The organism is Amycolatopsis sp. Poz14, assembly GCF_006704225.1.
GTDB classification, from domain to species: domain Bacteria; phylum Actinomycetota; class Actinomycetes; order Mycobacteriales; family Pseudonocardiaceae; genus Amycolatopsis; species Amycolatopsis nivea.
In genome coordinates this window covers 434,108-460,628 of sequence record NZ_JACLHD010000002.1, presented here as the reverse complement: position 1 = coordinate 460,628, position 26,521 = coordinate 434,108, and the positions used below count along the sequence as shown (strand labels likewise).

The window sequence follows — 26,521 nt, the reverse complement described above, 5'->3', positions numbered from 1 at the left end:
CCCGGTGGAGACAACGAAAGGAATTCGCCCGTGATGGACCACGACCTGCCGGTGCCCCGCGTCCCGGTCGAACCGCCGTGCCCGCTCGACTCGGTGCCGGTCGCACTGCTGATCCCGGAACCCCGCCGATCGCCTGAGAACCGGATGGACTGACGATGGGCTGGAACAACCCGCCGGTCCCGTGGAAGGACCTCGCGCGGGCGCTGTCGGGCGGGATGCCGCCCGGCGACCACGGCGACAGTCCCGCGTGGGGACGCAAACGCGAGGGGTACCGCCGCCCCGCCGACATCCCGCCGCCGCGCAGCGACCTGGAAGCCGGACCGCGAGTGGCGTACGCCGAACTGCACTGCCACTCCAACTTCAGTTTCCTCGACGGCGCCAGCCACCCCGAGGAACTGGTGGAGGAAGCCGCGCGGCTGCGGCTCGACGCGATCGCGCTCACCGATCACGACGGCATGTACGGCGTGGTCCGGTTCGCCGAAGCGGCCAAAGAGCTAGGCGTCGCAACGGTATTCGGCACTGAGCTGAGCTTCGGGCTGTCCGCGCCGCAAAACGGTGTCGCTGACCCCGAGGGCGAGCACCTCCTGCTGCTGGCTCGCGGCAGCGACGGCTACCGCAGCCTGTGCCGCGCGATCACCGCCGGACAGTTGCGCGGCCACGAAGGCGAAGACGTGGAGCGGGCCGAAAAAGGTCGCCCGATCTACGACTTGGCCGCCGTGGCAGAGGAGGTCGCGGGGAAATGCGCGGTGCTGACCGGCTGCCGCAAGGGATCCGTGCGTTCGGCGTTGGTGCGCGAAGGCGCGGACGCCGCGTTCGCCGAACTGCGCCGGCTGGTCGACCTCTTCGGCCAAACCCAGGTCTATGTCGAATTGATCGACCACGGCCAGCCGCTCGACAGCACGCACAACGACCTGCTGACCGAGATGGCCGGCGAACTCAAACTGCCCACTGTCGCGACCACCGCCGCGCATTACGCTCGCCCGGAACGAGGCCGGCTCGCGGACGCCGTCGCCGCCATCCGCGCCCGGCGCAGCATCGACGATCTCGAAGGCTGGCTGCCCGGCGACGCCACCGCGTTCTTGCGCTCTGGCAACGAAATGGCGGAAGTTTTCCAGCGATACCCGGGCGCGGTGCAACGGTCGGCCTTGCTGGGCATGGAATGCGCCTTCCCGTTGGAGCTGCTCGCGCCGGAGCTGCCGCCGTTCGACGTGCCGTCTGGCGAGACCGAGACCACGCACCTGCGAAACATCGTCAAGGAGGGCTTCGAGAAGCGCTACTCGGGCAAGGACCACGCGGACAAGGCCTGGCAGCAGATCGAGCACGAGATGGAGGTGATCGAGAAACTCGAGTTCCCCGGGTACTTCCTGATCGTCTGGGACATCGCGCGATTCTGCCGGGACCACGACATTCTGTGCCAGGGAAGAGGTTCCGCGGCCAACTCGGCGGTCTGCTACGCGCTTGAGATCACCAAGGTCGACCCCATCGAGTACCACCTGCTCTTCGAACGGTTCCTCGCACCCGACCGAGACGGCTATCCGGACATCGACATCGACATCGAGTCCGACCGGCGCGAGGAGGTGATCCAGTACGTCTACGGCAAACACGGCAGGCTCAACGCCGCGCAGGTCGCGAACGTGATCACCTACCGCGCCCGCTCCGCGATCCGCGACGCCGCCAGGGCGCTCGGCTACTCGCCGGGCCAGCAGGACGCGTGGAGCAAGCAAATCGACCGCTGGGGAGCCTTGCGCAGCACGGAAAAAGACCACGACCACGACATCCCGAACGACGTCGTGCAGCTCGCCTTCGCCCTCGAAGACTTCCCGCGGCACCTCGGCATCCACTCCGGCGGCATGGTGATGTGCCGGGAACCGGTGAGCCAGGTGTGCCCGGTCGAATGGGCGCGGATGGAAAACCGCAGCGTTTTGCAGTGGGAGAAGGAGGATTGCGCCGCGGTCGGGCTGGTGAAGTTCGATTTGCTCGGGCTCGGCATGCTCTCCGCATTGCACTACATGCTCGACCTGGTCAAGGAGTACAAGGGCGAGACGATCGATCTCGCCGAGCTGGACCTCACCGACAAGAACATCTACGAAATGCTCTGCCGCGCCGACGCGATCGGCGTGTTCCAGGTGGAAAGCCGGGCTCAGCTGGCCACGTTGCCGCGGTTGCGGCCGGAGAAATTCTACGACCTGGCCGTGGAAGTCGCGTTGATCCGGCCGGGCCCGATCCAAGGCGGTTCGGTGCACCCGTACATCCGCCGCAAGCAGGGGCGCGAGAAGTGGGATTACGACCATCCGCTGCTGGAGAACGCGCTGGAGAAAACGCTGGGAGTGCCGCTGTTCCAGGAGCAGATGATGCAGATCGCCCTGGACGTCGCGAAATTCACCCCGGCCGAGGCCGACCAGCTTCGGCACGCGATGGGGTCGAAACGGTCGCAGCGGAAGATGGAACGGCTGCACAAGCGGTTCCTTGACGGGGCCATCGCCAACGAGGTGGACGCTGAGCTGGCGGAGAAAATCTTCCAGAAGCTCAAGGCGTTCGCCAACTTCGGCTTCCCGGAAAGTCATGCGCTGAGCTTCGCGCATCTGGTGTTCGCGAGCGCGTACTTCAAGCACTACCACCCGGACGCGTTCTGCGCGGGTCTGCTGCGGGCGCAGCCGATGGGGTTCTACTCGCCGCAGTCGCTGGTGGCGGACGCGCGTAGGCACGGCGTCACCACGTTCGGCCCGGACATCAACCTGAGCCTCCCGCACGCGACCCTGGAAGCGTTGCCGGACAAGGGGAAACTCCACGCGGTACGCGGCGGGCTCAGCACCGTCCGGATGATCGGCGAAACGCTGGCCAAGGAGATCGTGGCGGAACGGCAGGCGAATGGCCGGTACGAGAGCATGTCCGACCTCGGCAGGCGCGTCCGGCTCACCACACCGCAGCTGGAAGCATTGGCCACCGCGGGTGCATTCAGCGCGTTCGGCCCGGACCGGCGGCAGGCGTTGTGGTCCGCGGGAGCGGTCGCGCAGGACCGGCCGGAAAAACTGCCCGGCACCGGCGTAGGCGTGGACGCGCCGATGCTGCCCGGAATGGACGGGCTCGACGTCGCCGCCGCCGATGTGTGGGCCACCGGGATCTCGCCGGACAGCTATCCGACGGAGTTCATCCGAGACCGCCTCGACGCGCTCGGGGTCATCACCGCTGACAAGCTGCTGGACCGGTCCGACGGGGAACGAGTGCTCGTCGGAGGAGCGGTCACGCACCGCCAGCGGCCGGCGACCGCCGGTGGAGTCACGTTCCTGAACCTCGAGGACGAGACCGGCATGGTGAACGTGATCTGCACACTCGGGCTGTGGCAACGGTTCCACCGGATCGCGCGGGGCAGCTCGGCGCTGCTGGTGCACGGAGTGCTGGAAAAAGCGGACGGCGTCGCGAGCGTGCGCGCGCAGAAACTGGAGCAGCTGAGGCTGCGGATTCCCACGAGATCGCGGGACTTCCGATGACCGGCGGACAGTTCGTGGACACACGCCTTCCGGCGGCTCGCAGCCACCCCGTCGCAACGTCGGCACCGGGGCGGATGACATCCTGTCCGGGTGACGGAGACCGGCGAGGACTACACCGAAGCACGACTTTCCGGCCAGTGGTGGGAAAAACGCCAGTTCGTGGATTGCGATTTCACCGAAGCGGACCTGCGCGACCTGCGCACCCGCGGCTGCACCTTCGACAACTGCGACTTCACCAAGGTCGATCTCGCCGGTTCGCGGCACGACGCGTCGGCGTTCCGCTCCTGCACGTTCGACCGCTCGGTGCTCGCCGACAGCCGCTGGTCGTCGTGCTCGCTGCTTGGTTCGTCCTTTGTGGACTGTCGCTACACCGGGATCGCGCTGACCGAATGCGATCTGTCGCTCGCGTCGTTCGCGCGCGGCCGGTTGCGGAAACTGGACCTGTCCGGTCTGCGGATGCGGGAAGTGAACCTCAACGAGGCGGATCTGACGGATTCCGACCTGCGGGGCACGGATCTGTCCGGGTCCCGGATGATCGGCACGAAGTTTCCCGGAGCCGACCTGCGCGGTGCGGTGGTCGACGCGAACGGGCTGGTGCAGTCGGACTTGCGCGGCGCCTACGTGGACGTCGAACTGGCGGTGGCGTTCGCCGCGGCCCATGGCTTGGTCGTCAAGTAGCACGGTTCCGGGCACGGAAAAGGGGCGAAGCCCGCTGGCCCCGCCCCTTTTCCGCAGCTTCGGTTTTCTCAGTCGATCGGCGGTTCGCCCGGGTCGAGTTCGATCAGGTCGCCCTCGGCGAGCAGCTCTTCGATGCTCGCCGGAAGCAGGTACGCCGACCCGCCGCCCGGCTGGTTGAACCACGGGATCGCGACCCCGGCCAGGGTTTCGAGCGGCCGCTGCACGCGGTACACGTGGTACGGCCGGTTCACCCACTCCGGCACCAGCGAACGCTCCTCGAACGGGGTGCCCGCCGCGTAGGTCAGGTTGCCGTTCGGGCCGCCGAAGCGGTCCAGTTCGCTGCCCGCGGGCAGTTCGCGCAGTTCCTTGCCGCGGAACAGGGTCAGCGGCGGTTCCCCGGACAGCGGCGCGATCGGCCACTGCCCGCTGCCGCCGGTTCCGTTGGCGCGCACCGGTTCCTCGCGCCGCACCGGCGGTTCCCGCCGCGGCGGCGGGCTGACCGGCGGAGCGACCTGGGTGGGCGGCGCGCTGACCGGCGAGGCGATCTGCGTCGGCGGGGCGCTGACCGGGGGAGCCACCTGGGTCGGCGGGCTCACCGGTGCCGCGACCTGCGTCGGCGGAGCGGGCGGCGGGGTCTGCCGGGCAGGCGGTTCGTCGTCGGCCAGCAGCTGATCGGCGGGCGTGAATGCGGTCTGCTCCTGAGGCGGCACGTTCTCGCGCGGCCGGACCGGGAACGAGCCCGTCGCGACCTCCGGCGACAACGTCGCCACCACCGGCGGCTTCGGCGCGTCCGCGACTGGCTGCTCAGCCGGTGCGGGGGCTTCCGCCGCGACATACCCGTCGGGGTACAGCAGCACCTTGCCGAGCATGAACGCCGCAGCGTCCTCCGCGTCGCCGAACACCGCCGGGTTGATCAGCTCGCCGTCGTACCAGCCGACGCGCCAGCCTTCGCCCACCTGCTCGACGCTCCACCCGCGTTCGGTGGGGCCGCCGAGCCGGTACGCGGCCTCGGGCACGTCCAGTTCGTCGAGCTTCGCCTGCAGTTCGGCCAGCTCCGGCTGGGCGGGCTGCTCCCGCCGCGCGACCGGGGCCGGTTCGGCCTGCTCCCGAGCCGCCCGCCGCCCGCCGGACGGCGGCGGAACCGGCATCTCCGGCACCGGAAGACCGCCGGGGATCTCGGACCCCGGCATGATCATCGCGGTCGGCGGGCCCGCGTCGTACTCGGCCTCGCGACGGTTGTCGTCCTCGAAACCATTGGAGTGCGTGAACAGTTCGGCACGCTGCTCGTCGTCGTCGCGGGACGGCTCGTTGCCGTGCGTGAAGAGCACCGGCTCTTCACGCTCGACGTCGACCGGCCGGTGAACGTCGGTGTCGTCCTCGTCGTCCGGATGACCCGGGCCGGTGCCGTTGCGGCTCGGGACCAGGTCGTGGTGGACCTCGGTGTGGTCTTCGTCGTCGTAGTGGCCGTCGTCGTAGCGGTCGTACTGCCCGCCGTCGAAGTCCTGCTCGAAGGGCGGCTCCGCAGGACGCTCCGGCGCGGTGCCGTGGCGGCCCTCGGCCTCCTTCTCCCGGCTCCGACCGTGCGCGGCAGCTGCGAGCCCGGCCGCGGCCAGCCCGCCTGCCGCGGCGACCCCGGCCGCAGCCGCGCCGACGTGACTGCCGTGCTCGTCCGCGGGTTCGGCCGGGCTGTCGGGTTCGGCGCTGCGTCGTCCGCCGTCCTCGGCGTTCAGCCGCACGTCTTCCCGGCGGCTGTCGTCCGCTTCGGCGTCCGGCTGGGCTCGCCGACGGCCACCCTCCTGGTCCCGGCTGTCGTCCGGCGCCGCACCGCGCCGACCTGCGTCCGGCTCAGCGTTGTGCCGGTTCGGGGCGGCGGGTTCGTCGGCAGAGTTGTCTGCGCCGATGAGCCCGTCGGCACCGATCAGGCCATCCGCGCCGACCAGCCCGTCCTCCGTGTTCGGAGCAGCGGGCTGCTCGAACGCGCCGACACCGGGCACCTTGCTCCCGGGCGCGTCGAGGTGCTCGTCGTACCCATGGGCGTCGTCGTAGTCGGCCGCGTCGCGGTTGCGGTCATCGACGTGGTGCGCGGGTTCGTCGTAACCCGCTTCGTCGTGGCCGTGCTGACCGGCTTCGTCGTATCCCTGCTCGGCGTAAGCACCGGCCTCGTGGGATGCGGCGTCCTCGTACCCGTGCTGGTCGTACGGCTCGGCGTCGTACCCACCGTGGGGTGCGTGGTCGTAGTCGCCGTGGGCGGCCTCGTCGTAACCCTCGTCGTGCTGGTCATAACCATCGGCGTGGGCGCGCTGGCCTTCGCCGCGGTCGTAGTCCTCCGGGTAACCGGCTGCCTGGTCGTAGCCAGCGTTGGCGTGGCCCTGCTGGTCGTAGCCGTCGGCGTCGTGCGCTCGATCGTCGTAGCCGGCCGAGTCGGGGTGCTCGTCGTAACCAGCTTCGTGCGGGTGCTCAGCACGAGTGCCGCTCGCGGCGGCTCCTGCCACGCCCGCTGCCCCTGCCGCCGCGGCGGCTACGCCCAGTCCGTGCGACCCGCCGGGACTGTCCTGCCCGGACACTCGCGTGTCCGGTGCGTCGGGACCCTGCGGACCAGGCCTCTCACGCCTGTCCGAGGCACCGCGGTTGGGCTCGAAGTGCTCTTCCGGGCCGCTGCGGTCGTCGAAACCGTGGCCGTCCGTTGCGTCGGGACCCGCGAATTCGTCGGCAGGGTGGAAGCTGTCCGCTCGGCCGGGATCGCGGCTGTCGAACTCGTCGGCCGGGCCGCGCCGATCGGGACCGGGGCCGCCGGACGCGCTGGGCCTGCGGGAGCCGGGAGCGTCCGATCCGCCGGGCCTGCGGAATTCCTCGGCCGGGTGGAAAGCGCCCTCCGGCTGGTCGGCTGCGCCGGGCCTGCCGAACTCGTCAGCGGGGTGGATGCCCTCCGGGCCACCGGCTGCTTCGTGCCCGCCGAAGTCGTCGGCTGAGCGGAAGGTGCCTTCTGGCCGGTCGGCTGCGCCAGACCTGCTGAAGTCGTCGGCCGGGTGGAAGGTGCCCTCTGGCCGGTCGGCTGCGCCGGGCCTGTTGAAGTCGTCGGCGGGGTGGAACGTGCCTTCTGGCCGGTCGGCTGCGCCGGGCCTGCTGAAGTTGTCGTCGGGGTGGAAGTTGTCCGGTCGGCCGGAGTCGCGGTTGTCGAACTCGTCGGCTGGGCCGCGTCGGTCGGGACCGGGCGCACCCGGTCCGGGCCTGCCGGAACCGGGATCGCTGAAGTCGTCGGCTGGGTGGAAGTTGTCGTGACTGCCTGGTCCAGACTCGCCTGCCGCACCGAGTGCGGCTGCTCCCAGACCGGCCGCGCCGAGTCCGGCGGCGGCTGCTCCGACTCCGGCTGCGCTATGGCCACCAGAGCTGGGGCCGTCAGCGCTGGGGCTGGCGGAACCAGGTCCGTTGGCGTCGAATCCGCCGGGGCCGCCCGAGGTCGGTCCGCCGACTCCGTTCGGACCGCCGGGTGCACCAGCACCGCCGGGGCCACCGGCACCGCCAGGGCCGTTAGGTCCGCCGGGGCCGCCCGTTGCGCCAGCACCGACTGGCCCACCAGCCGCGCCAGGACCACCGGGACCAGTAGCGCCCGAGCCGGGGCCGCCAGGACCGCCGGAACCGGGACCACTCGCGCCAGGTCCGCCCGCGCCGGGAGCTCCGGCACCAGGCCCGCCCACACCAGGACCACTAGCGCCGGGACCGCCCGCACCAGGCCCGCCAGCCCCGGGACCACCGGCACCGGGGCCACCAGCGCCAGGTCCGCCCGCGCCGGGACCACCAGCACCAGGTCCGCCGGGAGCGGGTCGCTGCTGCGGAGTCTGGCTCCCGCGAGTCAGGTACGCCGCCGCGCCCTGCAGGGTCAGCTCGTCCACCTGCGGAAGCTGGAACGCGTTCGCCCGGATGTGCTCGATCAGGTCCGCTTCCGGCGAGACGCCGTACGTGCGGAGGTAGAAGTTCACCGCGGCCGGCCAGATCCAGTGGCCGTCGCTGTGGAAGGCGACGGGGACCGTCGCTTCGGGGGTCTGGGCGAGACGGTCGATGTCGTAGCCGCGGTCCTGGACCACGACGGGGGCGTGGTCCAGATAGTCCAGCAGCCGGTCTTGCTCGTCGACGTCCAGGTCAGGGCGGTTGATCACCGGGCGGCCTGCCGGGCCGATGGTGTCGAAGATCCGAGCGATGCGGAAGTGCGGTCCGGGCTGTTCCGGGCCGAGGCCGGACATCCGGCGGATCAGCCACTCGGGGACGTTCTCCTCGGTGCGCGGGAACATGCGCAGCTCGTCGGAGTACGCCTGCGGCGGCGGGGCGAGGTGCCAGCCGGGCTCGTCGCGGTTGTATTCGAGGTTGTAGCTGGAGGGGTGGTCCAGCTGGTAGCGCGCGTTGAACCAGGTGCCGCGGCCGTCGCGGTACATGCCCGCGCGGAGTCTGCCGAACAGGGTCGCGATGTCGTGCGTCGCGATCCATTCCTGTGCGGAGCCGTCCTCGAGCACGATCTCGCCGGTCAGCTCGTGGTACCTGCCGACGGCTCGGTACTCCGCGGAGACTTTGCGCCAGTCGCGCGGGGCGGCGCGCAGCAGGGCCAGTCCGATCTGCTTGACCAGAGTGTCCTGCTCCGTCGCGTTCAGCTGCGTCGTCGGTTGTGCCACAGAGAACATTTTGACTGTTCGCGCGCACGAACGCACCCCGCATAGGGCTTTTGCCACCCTCAGGCCGGTGGACGAGCCCGCTGACCTCGACGGACGCGATATGGCACGGGTCACACGCCTGGGTGGGTGATGCGGTGGAGCCCCTCCAGCTTAAGACCCGGGACGGCTGATTCGACGGAAGACGCGCGGGCCGATCGGGTGGTGTCGCGACACACAGAGTGCAGAACCCACTCCTGACCGGCAGTCTCCGGCGGCTCTGCGACAATGGCCGCCGTGACGGCGAAGATTCTCGACGGCAAGGCCACGAAGAACGCCATTTTCGCAGAGCTGCGCCCCCGCGTGGCCGCGCTCGCGGAGAAGGGGATCACCCCTGGGCTGGGCACGGTGCTGGTCGGCGACGACCCCGGTTCCCACTCCTACGTGAAGATGAAGCACGCGGACAGCGCGAAGATCGGCGTCAACTCGATCCGCCGCGACCTGCCCGCGGACATCTCCCAGGAGAAGCTCGAGGCCGTCATCGACGAGCTGAACGCGGACCCGGCCTGCCACGGCTACCTCGTCCAGCTGCCGCTGCCGAAGCACCTCGACGCGAACCGCGTCCTGGAGCGCATCGACCCGGAGAAGGACGCCGACGGACTCGCGCCGATCAGCCTCGGCCGGCTCGTGCTCGGCGAAGCGGGCGCGCTGCCGTGCACCCCTTACGGGATCATCGAGCTGCTCAAGCGGCACGGCGTTGAGCTGAACGGCGCGCAGGTCACCGTGGTCGGCCGCGGGATCACCGTCGGCCGCACGCTCGGTCTGCTGCTCACCCGGCGCAGCGAAAACTCCACCGTCACGCTTTGCCACACCGGCACCCGTGACCTCGCCGCCGAGGTGCGCCGCGCGGACATCGTGATCGCCGCGGCGGGCGTGCCCGGGATCATCAAGCCGGACATGGTCAAGCCCGGCGCGGCGGTGCTGGACGTCGGCGTTTCGCACGTCGAGGGCAAGCTCACCGGCGACGTCGACCCGGCGGTCGCCGAGGTGGCCGGCTGGCTGTCGCCGAACCCCGGCGGCGTGGGCCCGATGACGCGGGCGATGCTGGTCACGAACGTGGTCGAGGCTGCGGAACGCGCGGCCGCCCGCTGATGGCGATGACCGGGCAACGGCACCGCGGCGATCGTCCCTGGCTAGTCCACGTGCCGTTCGCGGTGATCATGCTGCTGCTGGCGGCGGCTGTGGTGCGGGCGCTGCAGTACCACTGGCGCGAGGGCGCGGCGCTGGTCGGCGTGGCTTTGTTAGTGGCCGGGGTGCTGCGCGCGGTGCTGCCGGAGGAGCGCGCCGGACTGCTCGCGATCCGCGGCAGGGCCGTCGACATCCTCACCTACGGCGCGTTGTGCGCCGCAGTGCTCTACATCTCGCTGTCGATCGTCGGCGGCCCGTTCGACGCCTCCTCCTAAGCGAGCACCGTCAGGACGCGAGCGCGAGTTCTTTCTCGACTCGCGCTTCGCGGCGGGCCGACCCAGTTCGGGGCCAAGTAGGCCGAGTCCGCCTGCGATGACGAGGCCGCCGAGGTAGGCGCCGATCGTTGAACGCGGACTGCACCGCCGCCGAGACCGCGACGGCGTGCCGCCCGCCTCCTCCTGAGCGAGCGCGGTCAGGACGCGAGCGCGAGTTCTTTCTGGACTCGCGCCTCGCGGCGGTCCAGCAGCCCGGACACTGCGGCGATGGATACGCCGAGGACGGCGAGCAGTGAGCCGACCCAGTTCGGGGCCAGCAGGCCGAGTCCGCCTGCGATGACGAGGCCGCCGAGGTAGGCGCCGATTGAGTTGGCGATGTTGAACGCGGACTGCACCGCGGCCGAGACCAGCGACGGAGTGCCGCCCGCCTTCTCCATGATCCGGGCCTGCATCATCGGGCCGATCATGAAGCCCGCGACGCCCACGAAGAAGATCGTGACCGCCGCGCCGACCTTGCCCTGTGCGGTCACGGTGAAGATCGCGAGCACGGTCGCGAGCGCGAGCAGCGCGACGTACAGGCTCGGCATCAGCGCCTTGTCCGCGAGCCGTCCGCCGAGGTAGTTGCCGATCGTCATGCCGACCCCGGCCAGCGAAAGCAGCACCGTGACGTTGGCGGGCGAGTACCCGGCGACGTCGGTCAGCATCGGCGCGATGTAGGACATGCAGGCGAACACGCCGCCGAGTCCGAACATCACGATCGCCAGCGCCAGCCACACCTGCGGGCGGCGGAACGCGCCGAGTTCGCCGCGGATCGACGGGTCGGCCGGGCGGCCCTGGTGCGGCACCAGTTTCGCGATGGCGGCGATGGCGAGCAGGCCGATCACCGCGACGACGCCGAACGTCGCGCGCCAGCCGACCTGCTGGCCGAGCAGTGTGCCGAGCGGGACGCCGATGACGTTCGCCAGCGTCAGGCCCATGAACATCATCGACACGGCCTTCGCGCGCTGGCCCGGCTGCGCGAGGCTGGACGCGACGACCGCGCCCGCGCCGAAGAACGCGCCGTGCGGCAGGCCGGCGAGGAACCGGAACGCGATGCCGAAGTCCTGGTTCGGCGAGAGCGCGAACAGTGCGTTGCCGACCGTGAACAGGCCCATCATCGCCAGCAGCATGGTTTTGCGCGGCAACCGGACCGCCAGCGCGGTGAGCAGCGGCGCGCCGATCACCACGCCGAGCGCGTACGCGGAGATGAAGTAGCCCGCGGACGGGATGTCGATGTGGAAGTCCGCGGCGGTCAGAGGCAGCACACCCATCATCACGAACTCGGTGGTACCGATGCCGAAGGCACCGACGGCGAGCGCGAGCAACGCGACGGGCACGGCTCTCCCTTCCTGGAGAAAACGATTGCTCAGCGCCTGGGGACCAGGCTTCTGAAGCGCTTTAGAACGAGAGCAAAAAACTAGACAGCCCCGACGTCGTCGTGCTGTCTCGCTCTAGTTGAACCGATGGAGGGCGGCCTTGTCATCCCGGTATTCGGGTGAGGCCCGCCACGTAGCGCGACCGGTCAGCGGGGCGCGGCCAACACGCCGTCGAGCAGGCCGGGGAACAGTGCGTCGAGATCGTTGCGGCGCAACGAGTTGTACCGGGTCGTGCCTTCCTGGCGGCCGACGATCACCCCGGCCTGGCGCAGGGTCGCGAGGTGATGGGTGAGTGTGGACTTGGTCACCGGCACCTCGAAACCGCTGCACGAGATCTCCGTTTCGGAGTTCGCCAGCTGCCGGACCATCGCCAGCCTGACCGGGTCGGCCAGCGCGCGCAGCACCGCTTCGACCGTGATCTCGTCGCGGTCGGGATAGGCGAGCGGCGGCAGGGGCACAGAGGCGGGCATGCGTCCATAGTACGACGACTGTCGAAATTGTCGGCGGGTCCGTGTACGGTCGTCATCGAACTACGACGTTCGTCGAACTATCCGTTCAGGTTTCCTTGGGGGAACATTCATGTCCAGCGTCTCGTCCTCGGCGGCGGCCCGGAACTCGGTGCTCGCGTTCGGGGCCTTCGGCGTCGGCACCAGCGGCTACATCGTGGCCGGGCTGTTGCCGGCGCTCACCTCCGAGCTGCACATCTCCGCGACGGCCGCGGCGCAGCTCGTCACCTCGTTCGCCATCGCGTACGCGGTGGGCTCGCCATTGTTCGCCGCCGCCACCGGCCGGTGGGAACGGCGCACACTGCTGGTCGCCGCGCTCGCGGTGGCCGCGGTCGGGAACATCTTCGCGGCCGTCGCGCCGGGGTACACCACGCTGCTGATCGCGCGGGTCGTCACGGCGGTCGGGGCTGCCGTCTACACCCCGGCCGCCACTGCCGTCGCGGCTGAGCTGACCACGCCGGAACGTCGCGGGCGAGCTGTGTCGCTGGTGTTCGGGGGACTCACCATCGCGTTGATCTTCGGCGTTCCGCTGGGCAGCGTGATCTCCCAGCAGTTCGGTTACGAGGGCGCGTTCCTGTTCGTCGGCATCCTTTCGCTGCTCGGTGCGATCGGGGTGCAGGTCGCGTTGCCGAAGGTCGCGCCGCCGCCGGTGGTCGGGCTCGCCGAGCGGTTCGCGGTCGCGCGGGACAAGCGGGTGGTCGCGCTGCTGGTCACCACCACGCTCGCCTGCCTCGCCGCGTTCATGGTCTACACGCTGGTGTCGCCGGTGCTGTCCGCCACCGCGGGCGTTTCCGGCGGGACGATCACGGTGCTGCTGTTCTGCTACGGCATCGGCGGCGCGATCGGCAACTTCGCCGGCGGCCGCGCGGCCGACCGGTGGGGTGCGCGCAAGCCGCTGCTGATCGTGCTCATCGGGTTCACCGCCGTGATGGTGCTGCTGCCGTTCACCGCGACGACCGTCGTCGGGGCCGGGATCACGTTGTTCGTGTGGGGCTTGGCGAACTGGTCGTTCAGCCCGCCGTTGCAGCACCGGCTCATCGAACTGTCGCCGGGGCACGCCGGGCTCGCGCTGTCGCTCAACGCGTCGGCGATCTACCTGGGCGTCGGGCTGTCCGGCGTCGTCGGCGGCGCGGTGCTGACCTCGGCCGGACCGACCGTCCTGCCGGAGATCGCCGCGATCCTCGCCGCCGCGGCGATGCTGGTGGTCGTGTTCTTCTGGGGCGCGCGGAAGCGGGCTGAGGTCCGCGAAGAGGTCGCGGTCTGAGAAGCTGCCGGGCGTGGCAGAGGTACTGGAAACCGTGCCCGGGCACGGCGGCGAACTGGTGCTGCGGCGCGACGGCGCCGAGTTCGAGGTGATCGAAAACGGGATGTTCCTGATGGACACCCGCAACGGCGAGTCGGAACGGCTGCTCGTGACCGGAGCGGCCGACCGGCTCGCCCCCGGTGCCCGAGTGCTGATCGGCGGCCTCGGCGTCGGGTTCTCGCTGCGTGCCGCGCTGGACCACAGTGCGGTTTCCGAGGTCGTGGTCGTGGAACGCGAACCTGCCGTGATCGCGTGGAACCGCACCGGTCCGCTGCGCGAGGTGCACGGCGCGGCGCTGGACGACCCGCGGGTGACGGTGGTCGAGGCGGACCTTCTGGAGTGGCTGCGGACGACGAGCGAGACGTTCGACGCGCTGTGCCTGGACATCGATAACGGTCCGGAGTGGACGGTCACTGAGGGGAATGCGTCGCTGTACGCGGCTTCCGGCCTGGAGCGGTTGTCTCAGCTGCTGCGCCCAGACGGGGTGCTGGCGGTGTGGAGCGCGGGCGCGGCACCGGGGTTCACGGCTCGCCTGCGGGAGCGGTTCGCCGAGGTGGACGTGGTGGAGATTCCGGTGCCGCGCGGGGAACCGGACGTGGTCTGGTTCGCGCGAGGCTGAGTCAGACGGCCTGACGAGTCATGGCCAGGTTGCACGCAGGCTGTGCGCACCGACTGCGTATGCGCGCGGGCCGCCACGTGCTACGGCCCGGTGGATCGCTTGCCGATGCTGCTCGAATCGAGCCACCATGTCGTCGACCCTGAGGCGTTGGTTGTCGAGATAGAAAAGAACCCCGCCGTACGTCTCCAGCGGTGCGCGTTCCGTGTCACGACCTTTGATCCGGCCGTCTTTGCACAATGGCGACCATCCCCGGGCCAGGCCGTAGTCCAGCCAGTCCTCGTCGGCGACGTGTTGGGCATCGTCCGGGAAGTGCGCGGCTGCTCGGTGCACGATCCAGCCGAGGTCGGTCAGCTCTTCGGCCAGCCTTCGTCCTAGCCCTCGATCGAGGAAAAACTCAGGCGGCACGGCCTACTCTGCAGATCGCTTCGACCTGTTCCGAAGTGAGACCGTATTCGTAAGCGACGTCGGTGAAGGATTCGCCGGCCAGCCAAAGATCGACGACGGCGTCGACCGGTACCTTCGTCGACTCGACAACGGGCGTGCCCCATCCGAACCGTGGGTCGATCACCACCGGTGCCACATCGGGGTACTGCCGGAGGCGCAGGCTTCCGGCGAAACCGTCCGCAGCGTCCCATTCAATGAAATGCAGGTAATCGTTGATGATCTCGCGGAACGGTCGCTGACCATCTCCGACGCGCGCGAGGTCCCCGTCCGCGTAGTGGAGGAAGATGTCCACTCCGTCGGTTGCGATCTGCTTCGTCGCCAGTGCATACGGCGTGTGAAACGACCGACGAACCTCAGCAGCGGCGTCACGGATCTTTCGTTTGGTCAGTCCGAGATCGCGCAGCGCTCGAAGCACGTAGGCCTCGATCACGGCGACAAACGGAACTGACGGCCTGCCATGTCGTTCCGGTTCGACTCGGTGCACCAGCGGCGTACCGTCTGCCTTCTCGCCGAGCCAGTAGTACATGGTGGACTGAGGAATCTGCAGGTGCCGAGCCACTTCTTTGGGAGTCAGCAGCGGATCGGCGAACTTGTCGACCACGGCCCCTCCTTCATGATGTGGATTCGTCCTCGACACAGCCCACTGTATCGGTTCGCCCAGTTGCCGGGCGGCTCAAGATCCGCGTGTTCGCGCGAGGCTGAGTCAGTTCGCCTTGGCGGCGGCCTTCGCGGCCTTCTTGAACGCGCGCACCTCGCCCAGCGTCTTGGCGTCCGTCACGTCCGCAATGGACCGGCGGGAGCCGCGGTCGCCGTATGCGCCTGCGGCTTCGCGCCAGCCCTTCGGGGCGACGCCGCGCTGTTTGCCCAGCAGTGCCAGGAAGATCTTCGCCTTCTGCTCGCCGAAACCGGGCAGTGCCTTGAGTCGCTTGAGCACCTCTTCGCCGTCCGGCTTGGGGCGGCCGTCCAGCCAGATGCCTTCGGTGCGGCCGTCGTAGTTCTCGATGATGTGCAGCGCCAGCGCGTGCACCCGGCGCGCCATCGAGCCGCCGTAGCGGTGGATCGCCGGCGGGACGACGCACATCTCGACGAATGCCTCGACGTCGGTGGCGGCGATCTTCTGCAGCGAGAAGCCGTCCATCCGGTCGGCGATCTTCCGCGGGCCCGCGAAGGCGTGCTCCATCGGGTACTGCTGGTCCAGCAGCATCCCGGTGAGCAGGGCGAACGGGTCGTCGTTGAGCAGCTTGTCGGCCGCCGGGTCGCCGGTCAGGTGCAGTTCGCGCAGCATGGGGCCATCTTCGCACAAACCGCCCGGTCAGCCGCGTGCGAAGCGGGCCGGGGTGGTGCCGAGGTAGCGGCGGAAGTGCCGGGTCAGGTGCGCCTGGTCGGCGAACCCGGCGGTCGTGGCGACGGCGGCGGGCGGGGTGCCGTCGAGCAGGAGGCGGCGGGCGTGGTCGACGCGGCGGCCGGTGACGTACCGGTGCGGCGGCAGCCCGAAACGGCGGCCGAAGGCGCGGACCAGGTGGACGGGGTGCGCGCCCAATACCTCGGAGGCGTCGGCCAGCGTCAGGGAATCGGGCAGGCGTTCGTCCAGGAGGTCGCGCAGGTCGTCGGCCAGGCTGCGGTCGGGCGGTGCCACCGTCAAGCGGCCGAGGTGGGTGCGCAGCCGCTCGGCGACCAGGGCTAGGCGGCTTTCGGCTTCCAGCGGTTCGGTCAGCGACTGGTGCAGCTGGTGAATCCTGGTGCGCAGCAACGGATCCGGCAGGCTCGGCTGGTCGACGGCGGCCCCGATCAGGTCGTCGCCGAGGACGTCGGCGTCGAGGTAGAGCACGCGTTTGCGGAAGCCGTGGCTGGTCGCGGCGCGCCCGTCGTGCGCGACGTTCGGCGGCAGCAGGGTGACGGCCGTGCCGAGGGCGCCGTGGTGGTGCCGGTCGAGGTCGTAGCTGATCGCGCCGTCGTCGACGATCAGCAGCGTCCAGGTGTCGTGCGTGTGCGCGGGGTAGGCGTGGTCGGTGAACCGGGCGTGGAACGCCTCGGCGATCCCAGGCACCGGAGGGCGCCAAGCCGACACCGTCATGTTCAAAACGTACAAGACCCGTACGCGGCGCCGGGCCGACGCTGTCTCGCATGAACCGATTCGACACGAAGATCGCCGTGCTGCTGCGGGACGACCTGGCCTCGTGGCAACGGCTGAACGTCACGGCGTTCCTGGTGAGCGGCATGGCCCACACGACGCCCGAACTGATCGGCGAGCCTTACCTCGACGCCGACGACACCGAGTACCTGCCGATGTTCCGCCAGCCGGTACTCGTGTTCGCCGGCACCGCCGAGACGCTCGCGCTGGCGCACAGCCGCGCGCTCTCGCGGGGTCTGCGGTTCTCGATCTTCACCGACGAGCTGTTCCAGACCGGCAATGACGTCGACAATCGCGCGGCGGTGCGGGCGGTGCCGACGGAGAAGCTGGCGTTGGCGGGGATGGCCGTGCATGGGCCGAAGAACGCGGTGGACAAGATCCTCAAGGGCGCTCAGCTGCACGGCTGAATGGGGGATTTTCCGCCGCAGCGCAGGGAATCCTGCCAAGATCGGCAGCGACCCAGGGGAGGGGAATCATGCGAAGAATCTTGGCGCTCGTCGCTGCGACGGGTATCGCGTTCGGGACGGCATCGGCCGCGCACGCGGCTCCGGCGGCCGGGTTCGGCTACACCTCGGACGAAGGCGCTTACGCGTTTGAAGGCAGTGCTTCCTGGACCGTCGACGAGGTCACGGCCTGGGAGTACGACGGCGCGGTGAAAGTGGACGCCGAGACGCCCGACGGCTGGGATTGGGCCCGGCTGGAGCTCAGCGCGCCTGCCGGACAGCAGCTGCACGAGGGGACTTACTCGAACGCCGCTGTCCGGCCGCAGAATTCGCCGCAGCTCGCGACGCCTAGCTTCATCGCGTATCGCGGGACCCAGGCGGGCGGCACGCGCGCTTGCGCACTTCCGGACGCGACCGCCGACTTCACCGTCTCCCGCCTAACCCGTGCGGCCGACGGTGCGGTCACGGACCTAGACGTCACCTTCGTCCTGCACTGCGCCCCCGCCGCGGCTACCCGCGGCGAGGCGCACTTCCACCGTTAAGCCTCCGCGAACACCGCGAAAACCTGCCGTACCCGGTCGCCCTGATCGAGCGTCACGTGCTGTGCCTTCGCCGAGCTGAACCCGGCGTCGGTGGCCAGCGCGGCGGCTTCCTCGAGGGTGCCCGGGACGCGCAGGTCTCGCGGGAACACGTCGGCGAATTTGCCGGTCGGCTTGAAGCGTTCCGCCGACACCACGCTGAACGCCAGCTTCCCACCTGGACGCAGCACTCGCCGCCAGTCGGTCAAGGCGCGCGCGCCCAGGAAGTGCAGTGCGGAGGCGCAGACGACCGCGTCCGCCTCGCCGTCTCCGATCGGCAGCGGGACCGCGGAGCCGACCTGCCAGGTGATCCGGCCGTCCGGGTCGCGGTCGGCGGCCTTGGTGCGGGCGATCTCGATCATCGCGGGGGAGAGGTCGATGGCGAATACCGCGGCCGGTTCCAGGCGCAGTGCCGCGAAGGCTGCCGCGCCGGTGCCCGCGGCGACGTCGACCAGCAGAGTGGGCTTGGGGGCCAGGCCGCCGATCAGCTGCTCGGCCACATACGGGTGGAAGGTGTCCTCGTCGTATCCCGCCGCGTCGGCGTCGAAAAGTGTGCTCACCTAGCCACCGTAGTGCGGTTGACCAGTGATTATCCGGGCAATCGGCGACGGCCGGCGAAACCGAGGTCGGCCCGGTGGTACCAGGACAGTTCGCGGTCGCCCTCGAGCCAGCACAACAGGACGTCGTCGCCGTCGAGCGAAGCCGGGAAGTCCACCAGCAGCGGGGCGAACCCCTTCAGCTCCGCCCCGGTCGCCTGGATCGCGGTCATCAGGTCGTCCAGCCTCGCCTGCGCGGCCTTCCACTCCGGCAGGCCGCCGAGGCTGGTGTCCCGCCCGCCCGGGCGCAGCGACGCGGCGAGTTCGGCGGCGTCGGCGCGGACCCGGATCAGCTCGGCGAGCACGGGAAGCAACCGGGCGAGCTCGGTGCGGGCCTCGGCTACGGTGAACAATCCCATCTGCAAATAGTCTCACCGGGCCCGCGCCGGTCCGCCGCTACCTGCGCCGACGCGCCAGCCGGACCGCCAGACCCGTGCCGACCAGCAGGAACCCGGTGCCGAGCAGCGCGCCCGACGACATCCACCCGGCCACGCCCACGGTCATTTGTCCGCGCGGCAGCAGGTCGAGCAGATCGAACGCTGAGCGCGGCGCCACCAGCGTGATCACCCCCGGAACCAGGCACCACACCAGCCCGCCCGCGATCGGTCCGGTTCCCGACCACGCGCCGAGCACGGCGACCCCGAACAGGAGCACCGCGCCCGCCACCGCCAACGTGATGCCGAGGGCGTCCCCGTGTTCGGCGAACGAAGCCGCGATCTGCCGCTGGTGCAGGTAGCTGCCGTAGGCCAGCAGCCCGAGCGCGACCGGCGTGAGGACGAGCCCGCACAGCCCGCTGAGCACGCGCGCCACCGCCCGGCTGCCCGCCGGTGCGGCGACCGGGCCGCCCGCCGGGGGATAAACGGAGTACGGCTCGGGGTATGACATGGCGGGACCTCCCAGTGCGGTGCTTGCCGCGATGGGACGGGCGGCCCGCTCGGCTGGTTCCGCAGTCGTGCCCGGTCGGCAGGCCGGGTCAAGGGTGGTAGAGACTTGATTCCGACCACTTCTGGAACCATCCAGCTCTGTTAAGCAGTACGCTTGTACCGCTATCGGAGAGCGAAGAAGCGAACGCGAAGATCCGCGGAAGGAGCACCGCTGCTCATGGCCAAGATCAAGGTCCAGGGCACCGTTGTCGAACTCGACGGCGACGAGATGACCCGCATTATTTGGCAGTTCATCAAGGACAAGCTGATCCACCCGTACCTGGACGTCAACCTGGACTACTACGACCTGGGCATCGAGGAGCGGGACCGCACCGACGACCAGATCACGGTCGACGCCGCCAACGCCATCAAGCAGCACGGCGTCGGCGTCAAGTGCGCCACGATCACGCCCGACGAGGCGCGCGTGGAGGAGTTCGGCCTCAAGAAGATGTGGGTGTCCCCGAACGGGACCATCCGCAACATCCTCGGCGGCGTGATCTTCCGCGAGCCGATCGTCATGCGCAACGTGCCCCGGCTGGTACCCGGCTGGACCAAGCCGATCATCATCGGCCGCCACGCGCACGGCGACCAGTACAAGGCCACCAACTTCAAGGTCCCCGGCCCGGGCACCCTGACGATGACCTACACCCCCGAAGACGGCTCCGAGCCGATGGAGTTCCAGGTCGCGAACTTCCCCGAGGGCGGCGGCGTCGCGATGGGGATGTACAACTACCGCAAGTCGATCGAGGACTTCGCGCGCGCGTCGCTGCAGTACGGCCTCGACCGCGAGTACCCGGTCTACCTCTCGACCAAGAACACCATCCTCAAGGCCTACGACGGCATGTTCAAGGACGTGTTCCAGGAGATCTTCGAGACCGAGTTCAAGTCGGACTTCGACGCCAAGGGCATCACCTACGAGCACCGGCTGATCGACGACATGGTCGCCGCGTCGCTCAAGTGGGAGGGCGGCTACGTCTGGGCGTGCAAGAACTACGACGGCGACGTCCAGTCCGACACCGTCGCGCAGGGCTTCGGTTCGCTCGGCCTGATGACCTCGGTGCTGCGCACGCCGGACGGCAAGACCGTCGAGGCCGAGGCCGCGCACGGCACGGTCACCCGGCACTACCGCCAGCACCAGCAGGGCAAGCCGACTTCCACGAACCCGATCGCCTCGATCTACGCGTGGACCCGCGGCCTCGAGCACCGCGGCAAGCTGGACGGCAACTCGGAGCTCATCGGCTTCGCGAACAAGCTGGAGCAGGTCGTCGTCGACACCGTCGAGGGCGGCAAGATGACCAAGGACCTCGCGCTGCTGGTCGGCAAGGACCAGGAATGGCAGACGACCGAGGACTTCCTCGCGACGCTGGACGAGAACCTGGCCAAGAAGATCGCGCAGGGCTGATCTTTCTTTAGCCGTTTTTGCGAGAAGGGCACCTCGGAGGAGTCTTCCGAGGTGCCCTTCTCTTTTTTGTCACTCTTCGTGATGTGTCGGTGACAGGATTGGCACCTCCGGGTGGAATGGGGTCGCGAACCTGTCCGGGCCGGGTCGGACTGCCTACTCTGGACGAGGGGTTTTTCGCGACTGAGGAGCGGCCGTGATTCTGGGTTTGCCCAAGAAGACACTGATTATTATCGGAGTCGTCGCCGCGGTCGTGGTCATCTACGCGTTCGGCCAGAAAGGCCAGGCCGACGCGCAGGGATCCCCGACCGGCTGCAAGGTCTCGGTGACCGCCGACGTGCTCAACGCGCGGGAAACCGCCGCGGGCAACGGGAAGGTCGTCGGGAAGTACTTGCGCGGCGCGGAATTCGACGCGCAACCCGTGGTGCAGAACGGGTTCCGGAAGGTCGCCGACGGCAAGTGGGTCGCGGACAGCTTCGTGACGCCGGTGTCCGGGGCCAAGTGCTGAGTCTGGTTCGTACTGATGCCTGGTTGAGGTGCTGAGCCGGTGGTGTGCTGACGCTGTCGTGTGCGGAGTCTGTTGCGGCGCTTAGGTTTGAGTGGTTGCTGGGTTTGCTGCGGCACGTGGTTCGGCCGGGGTCGAGCGGCTGCTGAGCTTGGTGGGGGTCCGGGTCGGTGGTTGTTCGCTGATTCGTCCCATTTGGTGGGACGGCTTCGGTCGTCCACGCGGGAATGCGCCGGTCGGTTGAACCGTTGCGTCCGTACGGCTCTGGGTGTTCGCGATTGCCGGATGCGGCTGCTCTTTTGTGCCGCGCGGTGCCGGGGTGAAAGCGTTCAGGGTGAACGGTGATCGCGTTTGTTGTGCGGAACGCGCGATTATGCGTGATTCAGCATGTGTCCTTCTTCCGCGGCGAGTACTTCCCCGGCGAACTCGGCGCGGGCTTCGGCTACGGAAACCGCGCGGTCGGAACCGGGCCAGAAATGCGTGAGCAACAGCGTGCGGACATTCGCCGCGGCGGCGAGTCGGCCTGCTTCCGCGGCGGTCATCAGGTACCGGGGATCGTCCGGCGGTGCGCCTTGCAGGGTCGCTTCGCAGATGAGGACGTCGGCGTCGCGGGCCAGGTCGGTCAGTTGCGGAGCGGGACCGGTGTCGCCCGTGTAGGCGAGGGTGTAGCCGGGTGCGGTGAGCCGGACGCCGTAGTTCGGCACGTGGTGCGGCAGGAGCGCGGTGGTGAGCCGGAACGGGCCGAGGTCGGTGTCGGGGCCGAGGTCGTGGAGGTCGAAGTTCTCGTCGGGAGCGGGGTTGGGCTCCATCGCGGCGAGCCGGCGCACGCTGCCGGGAGTGCAGTGCAGCGGGAGCTTGCGGTCGGTTGTGTAGTGGCGGGCCCGGCCGAGTGCGCTGACGTCCGCGAGGTGATCGGGGTGCTCGTGCGTGACGACGATCGCGTCGAGCCGGTCGGCGGGGACGTGCTGGAAGAGTCGCGGGGCGGCTCCGTACCCGAGGTCGAGTGCGACGTGGAAGTCCTCGTGGGACAGCAGGAATCCGGCGCAGGCGCGGCCGGGTTCGGGCCAGGCGCCGCAGCTGCCGAGGACGGTCAAGCGAGGCATGGCGGTCATTCTGGACCTCGCCGTACCCGCCGCGCGCGGAAAATTGTCGGACCCGGCGGGTAGCGTGCGCGGGGTGCTGATCGTCTCCACTGTCAACGTCAATGGTCTCCGGGCTGCCGTCAAGAAGGGCTTCGTCGAGTGGCTGGCCGCCACCGAGGCGGATGTCGTCGCGTGTCAGGAAGTGCGGGCTGAGGCCGCGCAGCTGCCCGCGTCCGTCGTCGCGCCGGAGGGGTGGTTCGCCGCGCACGCGCCCTCGGTCGCGAAGGGGCGCAACGGCGTCTCGCTCTACAGCCGCGTCGAGCCGGACGAGGTGCGGACCGGGTTCGGCGAGCCCGAGTTCGAGGACAGCGGGCGGTACCTGGAAATGCACCTGCCCGGCGTGATCGTCGCGAGCCTGTACCTGCCGAGCGGCGACGTCGGCACCGAGCGGCAGGACGAGAAGGAACGCTTCATGGCCGCGTTTCTGCCGTACCTGGTCGAGCTGCGCGCGAAGGCGGCCGCGGAGGGCCGGGAGGTCGTCGTGGTCGGCGACTGGAACATCGCTTACGACACCGTCGACCTCAAGAACTGGCGCGGCAATCAGAAGAACTCCGGGTTCCTGCCGGAGGAGCGCGAGTGGATGGGCCGCGTCTACGAAGCGGGCTATGCCGACGTGCAGCGTCGGCTCGACCCCGAGGGCCCCGGTCCGTACACGTGGTGGTCCTACCGGGGCAAGGCGTTCGACAACGACTCGGGTTGGCGCATCGACTGCCAGCTGGCGACGCCTGGCCTGGCGGAGAAGGTGACGTCGGTGGTGGTCGAACGGGCAGAGTCCTACGACCAGCGCTGGTCGGACCACGCGCCGGTCACCGCGACGTACGACGTGCCGTTCCCGGGCTGAACCTGGTTGTCCTGCTGGTGACTAGTGGGTGAAGCCTGCTGAGGGTAGTTCGGGTTTGTTCTGCAGGGGGATTCTGTCCGGTTTGCCGGGGATCGAGGACACTGTGCGTGGTTCCGCGCACGGCGCACGGCGCTGACCACCGACGACACCGAGACCGCAGGGGCGGCCTCGGTTACTCCCCGAGTGGGCGCTAGCCTCGGCTCCCGAGTTGATCAGATCCGACAGGTCTTGACACGCTCGGTAGTTTTCTGACCAGTAGCACGTCGAGAACTCATCCTTACGGGTGAGGCGCTCGTTCAGAACAGTCACCTCGCGGGAGGCACTCCGGTGCGCAACCCAGGCCGGTTCGTGACACGGTCCACGCTGGCTCTTGGCCGTCCAGCGCTTCGCTCGTCCGTCACCCCATCGGGGGTGCCCGGGACGGGGTCGGCCGAGCGGACTCCGGTTCGCCGGGCTGTCCGTGGCGGGCGTTCCCTGGTCGTCGCGGGCGGGCGAGTCCTGGCAGTGCTGGGGACGATCCTGGTCGCGGCCGCCGGGACGGGTGCGACGGCGTTCGCGGACGACAGCGTCGTCCGGGCGGAGACGACGTCGGCCGGGTTCGGGATGCTCGGACCGGTCGGCCTGGTCGCGGTGGGTTTCGGTGTCATCGGGATGGCGCTGGGCGTCGTCCGGCAGCGCCGCAAGGCCCGCGCGAAGGCGCTCGAGGCGGTCGCTGCCGCCGGGGCTCTGGACGAGGAGACCCGGCCGCTGGAACCGGCTCCCGCCGCGCTCAACCTGCGGCAGTCCTAGTCAGCTGGCCGGTTCTCCGGCAGCAGGATCTTCCCCGGCCGAGCGGCGAACTTCGCCATGCTTTCCACGCCGCCGGTTGAGTCACTTGCGGCCCCGGTCGTCTCCGCCGCTCTCCTCGCACCGCGGTATCGGCGACCTGAGCTGCACATCCACCCCTCAATCTCTTCGGCGACGCTCCCTCCCGAAAGCACATACCCGCGCGGACGGCGGCGAAACGTCCCGTCTGCCCGTCCGTCCCGCGAACCGCCGGGCCCGCGGCAGGGGCTTCTTCGCAGCCTGAAAGAATCCCGGGCGTGTCCGACGAACAGAACGGGCGCCTGCGGGTGCTTTCCGGGATCCAGCCGACAGCCGACTCCTTCCACCTCGGCAACTACCTGGGCGCCCTGCGCCAGTGGGTGCGGCTGCAGGACACCCACGAGACCTTCTACTGCGTCGTCGACCTGCACGCGATCACCGTCGAGCAGGATCCCAAGGTGCTGCTCGAGCGGACGCGGCGTTCGGCCGCGCAGCTGCTCGCCATCGGGGTCGACCCGGAGCGCAGCGCGTTGTTCGTGCAGAGTCATGTGCCCGAGCACGCTCAGCTGAGCTGGGTGCTCGAATGCCAGACCGGCTTCGGCGAGGCCGGGCGGATGACCCAGTTCAAGGACAAGGCCGCCAAGCAGGGCAGCGACCACGCGAGCGTCGGTCTGTTCACCTACCCGGTGCTGATGGCCGCGGACATCCTGCTGTACCAGACGAACGCGGTGCCGGTCGGCGAGGACCAGCGGCAGCATCTCGAGCTGACCCGCAACCTCGCGCAGCGGTTCAACAGCCGGTTCGGCAAGACGTTCGTCATGCCGGAGCCGTTCATCGTCAAGGACACCGCCAAGATCTACGACCTGCAGGAACCGACGTCGAAGATGAGCAAGTCGGCGGCGACCGGAAACGGGCTGATCGAGCTGCTCGAGGACCCGAAGCGCTCGGCGAAGAAGATCCGTTCCGCGGTCACCGACACCGGCCGCGAGGTTCGCTTCGACCGCGAGGAGAAGGCAGGCGTCTCCAACCTGCTCACGATCTACTCCGCGCTGACCGACCGGACCGTCGCCGACCTCGAAACCGCCTACGAGGGCAAGGGTTACGGCGATCTCAAGAAGGACCTCGCCGAGGTGCTGGTCGACTGGGTCACGCCGCTGCAGGAGAGCGTTCAGTCCTATTTGGACGATGTCGCCGAGCTGGACCGGATCCTCGCCGCGGGCGCGCACCGGGCCCGTGAGGTCGCGTCGGCCACGCTGGCGTCGGTCTACGAGCGGATCGGGTTCCTGCCCGCGAGCTGAGCGGGGAGTACACAAAAAAATATCCTGTGGGGGGATAAATACAGTGCAGTGGAAAACCGGGCTGTTGCCGATCGGTGTCGCGACGCTGATGCTGGTCACGTCGTGCAGCGGATTCTCCGGATCGGACCGCGAGAACGCGAAGGACCCGAACGCCGACGGCCAGACCGTGCAGCGGCCGGGTTATGCGAACTCGCAGTACCCGGACCCCGCTCCGATCAAGGAAAAGGCGAACCCGCAAGCGGTGCAGATCGGCGGCAAGCCGGTGATCCAGGCGTGCAACCTGCTGACGATTGCCGACCTCGTCGCGCTCGGGATCAAGGTCGAATCGCGGCCGGACCCGAACGGGGCCGTCTTCGAGCGCCGCTACCTGGTCGGCGACGGTTCGGGACCGCTGCGGTCGTCTGAAAACACCTACGCCAAGGCGCTGACCTCGGGCGTGAACCACTGTGTGTACAGCCTGCAGGACGACCAGGGCAATCAGACGTACGAGGAGCTGGCGGTCGCGGTATCCCAGCCGGCGTACGTGCCGACCGTGAACACCAAGCCCTACCTCGACGACGCGGACCCCAGCCTGACCGTCGGCCCGGTGAAGATCTTCTCGAAGCGCCGCACGACGGACAGCCCGTCGGACGCTGCCGGCGACGCCGTGCTCGTCCTGGGGGACACCCTGGTCGACTTCGACTTCCAGCTGAAGGCGGACAAGAACGCGGGCAAGCTGCAGGACCTCGGCAAGAAGCTCGCCGAGAACTTCGCCAAGCAGGTGAGCGCGCCGGCCGGGGCGAACGTCATCGGTTACGACAGCTCGGCGTTCCCGAAATCGGTCGCGCAGCCCTGCCCGATGCTCACGCCCGACGCCGTGACCCCGGCAATCGGCACCGAGGCTTCGCCGATGGTCGCCGAAACCCCCGCCACCGCGGTCGGCGACATGTTCATGACCAACAGCACCCAGCACAACTACGTGCAGATCGACTGCGAACGCGGCACCGGCCAGGACAACGGCATCGACCGGCGCGCGCTACACCTGACCGCGATCAGTTTCCTCAGCGAAGACGCGGCGAAGAGCTACCTCGGGTCCGCGCCGAAGGACGGCCAGTCCACGCCCGCCCAGGTCGGGGATGAGGGGCAGGTGCGCAGCAAGGGCCAGACCAACGGCGAGGTGCTGTTCCGCAAGGGCCGCTTCGTGTTCAAGCTCTACCTCGCCGACCACAACGCCGCCCCGAACGGCATCAGCGGCGCGGACGCGACCCGGCTGCTGGTTCCCGCCGCCCAGAAGATGCTCTCCGCCTTCCACGAGCAGTAACCGCGCGG

General features: G+C 69.3%; 26 protein-coding genes. 15 read left to right on the top strand and 11 right to left on the bottom strand.

What is annotated here, in order from left to right; genetic code table 11:
* Positions 1 to 30: 30 nt before the first annotated feature.
* The 3 genes from FKO37_RS47380 (at position 31) to FKO37_RS45915 (ending at position 4,166) form a co-directional block, all read left to right on the top strand.
* Positions 31 to 153 carry a hypothetical protein gene (locus FKO37_RS47380; RefSeq protein ID WP_255443579.1) on the top strand — a complete coding sequence of 41 codons (123 nt, stop codon included), beginning with the start codon at positions 31 to 33 and terminating at the stop codon, positions 151 to 153.
* A 2-nt stretch (positions 154 to 155) separates the two neighbouring features.
* Entirely contained in the window at positions 156 to 3,488 is a 3,333-nt protein-coding gene (locus FKO37_RS45920) for an error-prone DNA polymerase (protein WP_238608598.1), read from the top strand.
* A gap of 90 nt (positions 3,489 to 3,578) precedes the next feature.
* The gene (locus FKO37_RS45915) at positions 3,579 to 4,166 is read left to right on the top strand and encodes a pentapeptide repeat-containing protein (protein WP_037816173.1); all 588 of its coding nucleotides are present in this window, start codon (positions 3,579 to 3,581) and stop codon (positions 4,164 to 4,166) included.
* A gap of 68 nt (positions 4,167 to 4,234) precedes the next feature.
* Here FKO37_RS45915 and FKO37_RS45910 read toward each other — a convergent pair whose 3' ends face one another.
* Positions 4,235 to 8,836 (bottom strand): TNT domain-containing protein, encoded by a 4,602-nt coding sequence (locus tag FKO37_RS45910; protein WP_238608597.1) that lies wholly within the window; start codon positions 8,834 to 8,836, stop codon positions 4,235 to 4,237.
* A 264-nt stretch (positions 8,837 to 9,100) separates the two neighbouring features.
* On the opposite strand from FKO37_RS45910, the gene FKO37_RS45905 reads away from it, so the two are divergent.
* Both FKO37_RS45905 and FKO37_RS45900 read left to right on the top strand, forming a co-directional pair.
* The gene (locus FKO37_RS45905) at positions 9,101 to 9,955 is read left to right on the top strand and encodes a bifunctional methylenetetrahydrofolate dehydrogenase/methenyltetrahydrofolate cyclohydrolase (protein ID WP_037816426.1); all 855 of its coding nucleotides are present in this window, start codon (positions 9,101 to 9,103) and stop codon (positions 9,953 to 9,955) included.
* The gene (locus tag FKO37_RS45900) at positions 9,955 to 10,266 is read left to right on the top strand and encodes a DUF3017 domain-containing protein (protein WP_238608596.1); all 312 of its coding nucleotides are present in this window, start codon (positions 9,955 to 9,957) and stop codon (positions 10,264 to 10,266) included. The genes FKO37_RS45905 and FKO37_RS45900 overlap by 1 nt, the downstream gene beginning before the upstream one ends.
* A gap of 197 nt (positions 10,267 to 10,463) precedes the next feature.
* Here the strand turns inward: FKO37_RS45900 and FKO37_RS45895 are convergent, their stop codons facing one another.
* Together FKO37_RS45895 and FKO37_RS45890 are read right to left on the bottom strand one after the other, a co-directional pair.
* A complete protein-coding gene (locus FKO37_RS45895; protein ID WP_043835162.1) occupies positions 10,464 to 11,642 on the bottom strand; it encodes an MFS transporter in 1,179 nt (392 codons plus the stop codon).
* 185 nt (positions 11,643 to 11,827) lie between these two features.
* A complete protein-coding gene (locus FKO37_RS45890; protein WP_134731434.1) occupies positions 11,828 to 12,151 on the bottom strand; it encodes a helix-turn-helix transcriptional regulator in 324 nt (107 codons plus the stop codon).
* A 109-nt stretch (positions 12,152 to 12,260) separates the two neighbouring features.
* Between FKO37_RS45890 and FKO37_RS45885 the strand changes: the two genes are divergently transcribed.
* Both FKO37_RS45885 and FKO37_RS45880 read left to right on the top strand, forming a co-directional pair.
* Positions 12,261 to 13,451: an MFS transporter gene (locus FKO37_RS45885; protein ID WP_238608595.1), complete on the top strand. Its 1,191-nt coding sequence runs from the start codon at positions 12,261 to 12,263 to the stop codon at positions 13,449 to 13,451.
* Positions 13,452 to 13,464: 13 nt separating this feature from the next.
* A complete protein-coding gene (locus FKO37_RS45880; RefSeq protein ID WP_043835159.1) occupies positions 13,465 to 14,109 on the top strand; it encodes a hypothetical protein in 645 nt (214 codons plus the stop codon).
* An 18-nt stretch (positions 14,110 to 14,127) separates the two neighbouring features.
* On the opposite strand, the gene FKO37_RS45875 is transcribed toward FKO37_RS45880, so the two are convergent.
* From FKO37_RS45875 to FKO37_RS45860, 4 genes are all read right to left on the bottom strand, one after another.
* Positions 14,128 to 14,514, bottom strand: a complete 387-nt coding sequence (locus tag FKO37_RS45875) for a toxin-antitoxin system, toxin component, PIN family protein (RefSeq protein WP_078870583.1) — start codon at positions 14,512 to 14,514, stop codon at positions 14,128 to 14,130.
* Complete coding sequence (locus FKO37_RS45870) at positions 14,504 to 15,154, bottom strand: DUF433 domain-containing protein (RefSeq protein WP_037816166.1); 651 nt, start codon at positions 15,152 to 15,154, stop codon at positions 14,504 to 14,506. Before FKO37_RS45870 ends, FKO37_RS45875 begins: the two co-directional genes overlap by 11 nt.
* A gap of 102 nt (positions 15,155 to 15,256) precedes the next feature.
* The gene (locus FKO37_RS45865) at positions 15,257 to 15,838 is read right to left on the bottom strand and encodes an HhH-GPD-type base excision DNA repair protein (protein ID WP_037816165.1); all 582 of its coding nucleotides are present in this window, start codon (positions 15,836 to 15,838) and stop codon (positions 15,257 to 15,259) included.
* Positions 15,839 to 15,865: 27 nt separating this feature from the next.
* The gene (locus FKO37_RS45860; protein WP_037816164.1) at positions 15,866 to 16,627 is read right to left on the bottom strand and encodes an AraC family transcriptional regulator; all 762 of its coding nucleotides are present in this window, start codon (positions 16,625 to 16,627) and stop codon (positions 15,866 to 15,868) included.
* A 50-nt stretch (positions 16,628 to 16,677) separates the two neighbouring features.
* Between FKO37_RS45860 and FKO37_RS45855 the strand changes: the two genes are divergently transcribed.
* Together FKO37_RS45855 and FKO37_RS45850 are read left to right on the top strand one after the other, a co-directional pair.
* Entirely contained in the window at positions 16,678 to 17,091 is a 414-nt protein-coding gene (locus tag FKO37_RS45855) for a DUF2000 domain-containing protein (RefSeq protein WP_037816163.1), read from the top strand.
* A 68-nt stretch (positions 17,092 to 17,159) separates the two neighbouring features.
* The gene (locus FKO37_RS45850) at positions 17,160 to 17,669 is read left to right on the top strand and encodes a hypothetical protein (protein WP_051729164.1); all 510 of its coding nucleotides are present in this window, start codon (positions 17,160 to 17,162) and stop codon (positions 17,667 to 17,669) included.
* Here the strand turns inward: FKO37_RS45850 and FKO37_RS45845 are convergent.
* From FKO37_RS45845 to FKO37_RS45835, 3 genes are read right to left on the bottom strand one after another with little or no spacing between them, the layout of a single operon-like run.
* Positions 17,666 to 18,265 (bottom strand): class I SAM-dependent methyltransferase, encoded by a 600-nt coding sequence (locus FKO37_RS45845; RefSeq protein WP_238608594.1) that lies wholly within the window; start codon positions 18,263 to 18,265, stop codon positions 17,666 to 17,668. The two genes, FKO37_RS45850 and FKO37_RS45845, sit on opposite strands and share 4 nt — an antisense overlap.
* Before the next feature lie 29 nt (positions 18,266 to 18,294).
* Entirely contained in the window at positions 18,295 to 18,660 is a 366-nt protein-coding gene (locus FKO37_RS45840; protein ID WP_037816161.1) for a DUF2203 domain-containing protein, read from the bottom strand.
* A 37-nt stretch (positions 18,661 to 18,697) separates the two neighbouring features.
* Entirely contained in the window at positions 18,698 to 19,186 is a 489-nt protein-coding gene (locus tag FKO37_RS45835) for a hypothetical protein (RefSeq protein WP_051729162.1), read from the bottom strand.
* Between the two features lie 216 nt (positions 19,187 to 19,402).
* Between FKO37_RS45835 and FKO37_RS45830 the strand changes: the two genes are divergently transcribed.
* Both FKO37_RS45830 and FKO37_RS45825 read left to right on the top strand, forming a co-directional pair.
* Positions 19,403 to 20,626, top strand: coding sequence for an NADP-dependent isocitrate dehydrogenase (locus FKO37_RS45830; RefSeq protein WP_037816160.1), 1,224 nt, complete (start codon positions 19,403 to 19,405; stop codon positions 20,624 to 20,626).
* A 193-nt stretch (positions 20,627 to 20,819) separates the two neighbouring features.
* Positions 20,820 to 21,131 carry a hypothetical protein gene (locus FKO37_RS45825; RefSeq protein ID WP_106961406.1) on the top strand — a complete coding sequence of 104 codons (312 nt, stop codon included), beginning with the start codon at positions 20,820 to 20,822 and terminating at the stop codon, positions 21,129 to 21,131.
* Positions 21,132 to 21,499: 368 nt separating this feature from the next.
* On the opposite strand, the gene FKO37_RS45820 is transcribed toward FKO37_RS45825, so the two are convergent.
* Entirely contained in the window at positions 21,500 to 22,231 is a 732-nt protein-coding gene (locus tag FKO37_RS45820; RefSeq protein ID WP_238608593.1) for an MBL fold metallo-hydrolase, read from the bottom strand.
* A gap of 64 nt (positions 22,232 to 22,295) precedes the next feature.
* On the opposite strand from FKO37_RS45820, the gene FKO37_RS45815 reads away from it, so the two are divergent.
* The 4 genes from FKO37_RS45815 (at position 22,296) to FKO37_RS45800 (ending at position 26,513) form a co-directional block, all read left to right on the top strand.
* Positions 22,296 to 23,111, top strand: coding sequence for an exodeoxyribonuclease III (locus FKO37_RS45815; protein WP_037816421.1), 816 nt, complete (start codon positions 22,296 to 22,298; stop codon positions 23,109 to 23,111).
* 504 nt (positions 23,112 to 23,615) lie between these two features.
* Positions 23,616 to 23,900, top strand: a complete 285-nt coding sequence (locus tag FKO37_RS45810; RefSeq protein WP_238608592.1) for a hypothetical protein — start codon at positions 23,616 to 23,618, stop codon at positions 23,898 to 23,900.
* A 293-nt stretch (positions 23,901 to 24,193) separates the two neighbouring features.
* Positions 24,194 to 25,213 (top strand): tryptophan--tRNA ligase, encoded by a 1,020-nt coding sequence (gene trpS / locus FKO37_RS45805; RefSeq protein ID WP_037816158.1) that lies wholly within the window; start codon positions 24,194 to 24,196, stop codon positions 25,211 to 25,213.
* Between the two features lie 43 nt (positions 25,214 to 25,256).
* Positions 25,257 to 26,513 carry a hypothetical protein gene (locus FKO37_RS45800; RefSeq protein WP_238608591.1) on the top strand — a complete coding sequence of 419 codons (1,257 nt, stop codon included), beginning with the start codon at positions 25,257 to 25,259 and terminating at the stop codon, positions 26,511 to 26,513.
* Positions 26,514 to 26,521: the final 8 nt, after the last annotated feature.

Excerpts from the sequence above, each read along its gene's own strand:
- FKO37_RS45865 (WP_037816165.1), bottom strand. The coding sequence starts at position 15,838 with ATGCTGCGCGAACTGCACCTGACCGGCGACCCGGCGGCCGACAAGCTG.
- FKO37_RS45850 (WP_051729164.1), top strand. The coding sequence starts at position 17,160 with ATGCGAAGAATCTTGGCGCTCGTCGCTGCGACGGGTATCGCGTTCGGG.
- FKO37_RS45900 (WP_238608596.1), top strand. The coding sequence starts at position 9,955 with ATGGCGATGACCGGGCAACGGCACCGCGGCGATCGTCCCTGGCTAGTC.
- FKO37_RS45840 (WP_037816161.1), bottom strand. The coding sequence starts at position 18,660 with ATGGGATTGTTCACCGTAGCCGAGGCCCGCACCGAGCTCGCCCGGTTG.
- FKO37_RS45920 (WP_238608598.1), top strand. The coding sequence starts at position 156 with ATGGGCTGGAACAACCCGCCGGTCCCGTGGAAGGACCTCGCGCGGGCG.
- FKO37_RS45910 (WP_238608597.1), bottom strand. The coding sequence starts at position 8,836 with ATGTTCTCTGTGGCACAACCGACGACGCAGCTGAACGCGACGGAGCAG.
- FKO37_RS45835 (WP_051729162.1), bottom strand. The coding sequence starts at position 19,186 with ATGTCATACCCCGAGCCGTACTCCGTTTATCCCCCGGCGGGCGGCCCG.
- FKO37_RS45855 (WP_037816163.1), top strand. The coding sequence starts at position 16,678 with ATGAACCGATTCGACACGAAGATCGCCGTGCTGCTGCGGGACGACCTG.
- FKO37_RS45820 (WP_238608593.1), bottom strand. The coding sequence starts at position 22,231 with ATGCCTCGCTTGACCGTCCTCGGCAGCTGCGGCGCCTGGCCCGAACCC.
- FKO37_RS45830 (WP_037816160.1), top strand. The coding sequence starts at position 19,403 with ATGGCCAAGATCAAGGTCCAGGGCACCGTTGTCGAACTCGACGGCGAC.
- FKO37_RS45860 (WP_037816164.1), bottom strand. The coding sequence starts at position 16,627 with ATGACGGTGTCGGCTTGGCGCCCTCCGGTGCCTGGGATCGCCGAGGCG.
- FKO37_RS45890 (WP_134731434.1), bottom strand. The coding sequence starts at position 12,151 with ATGCCCGCCTCTGTGCCCCTGCCGCCGCTCGCCTATCCCGACCGCGAC.
- FKO37_RS45885 (WP_238608595.1), top strand. The coding sequence starts at position 12,261 with ATGTCCAGCGTCTCGTCCTCGGCGGCGGCCCGGAACTCGGTGCTCGCG.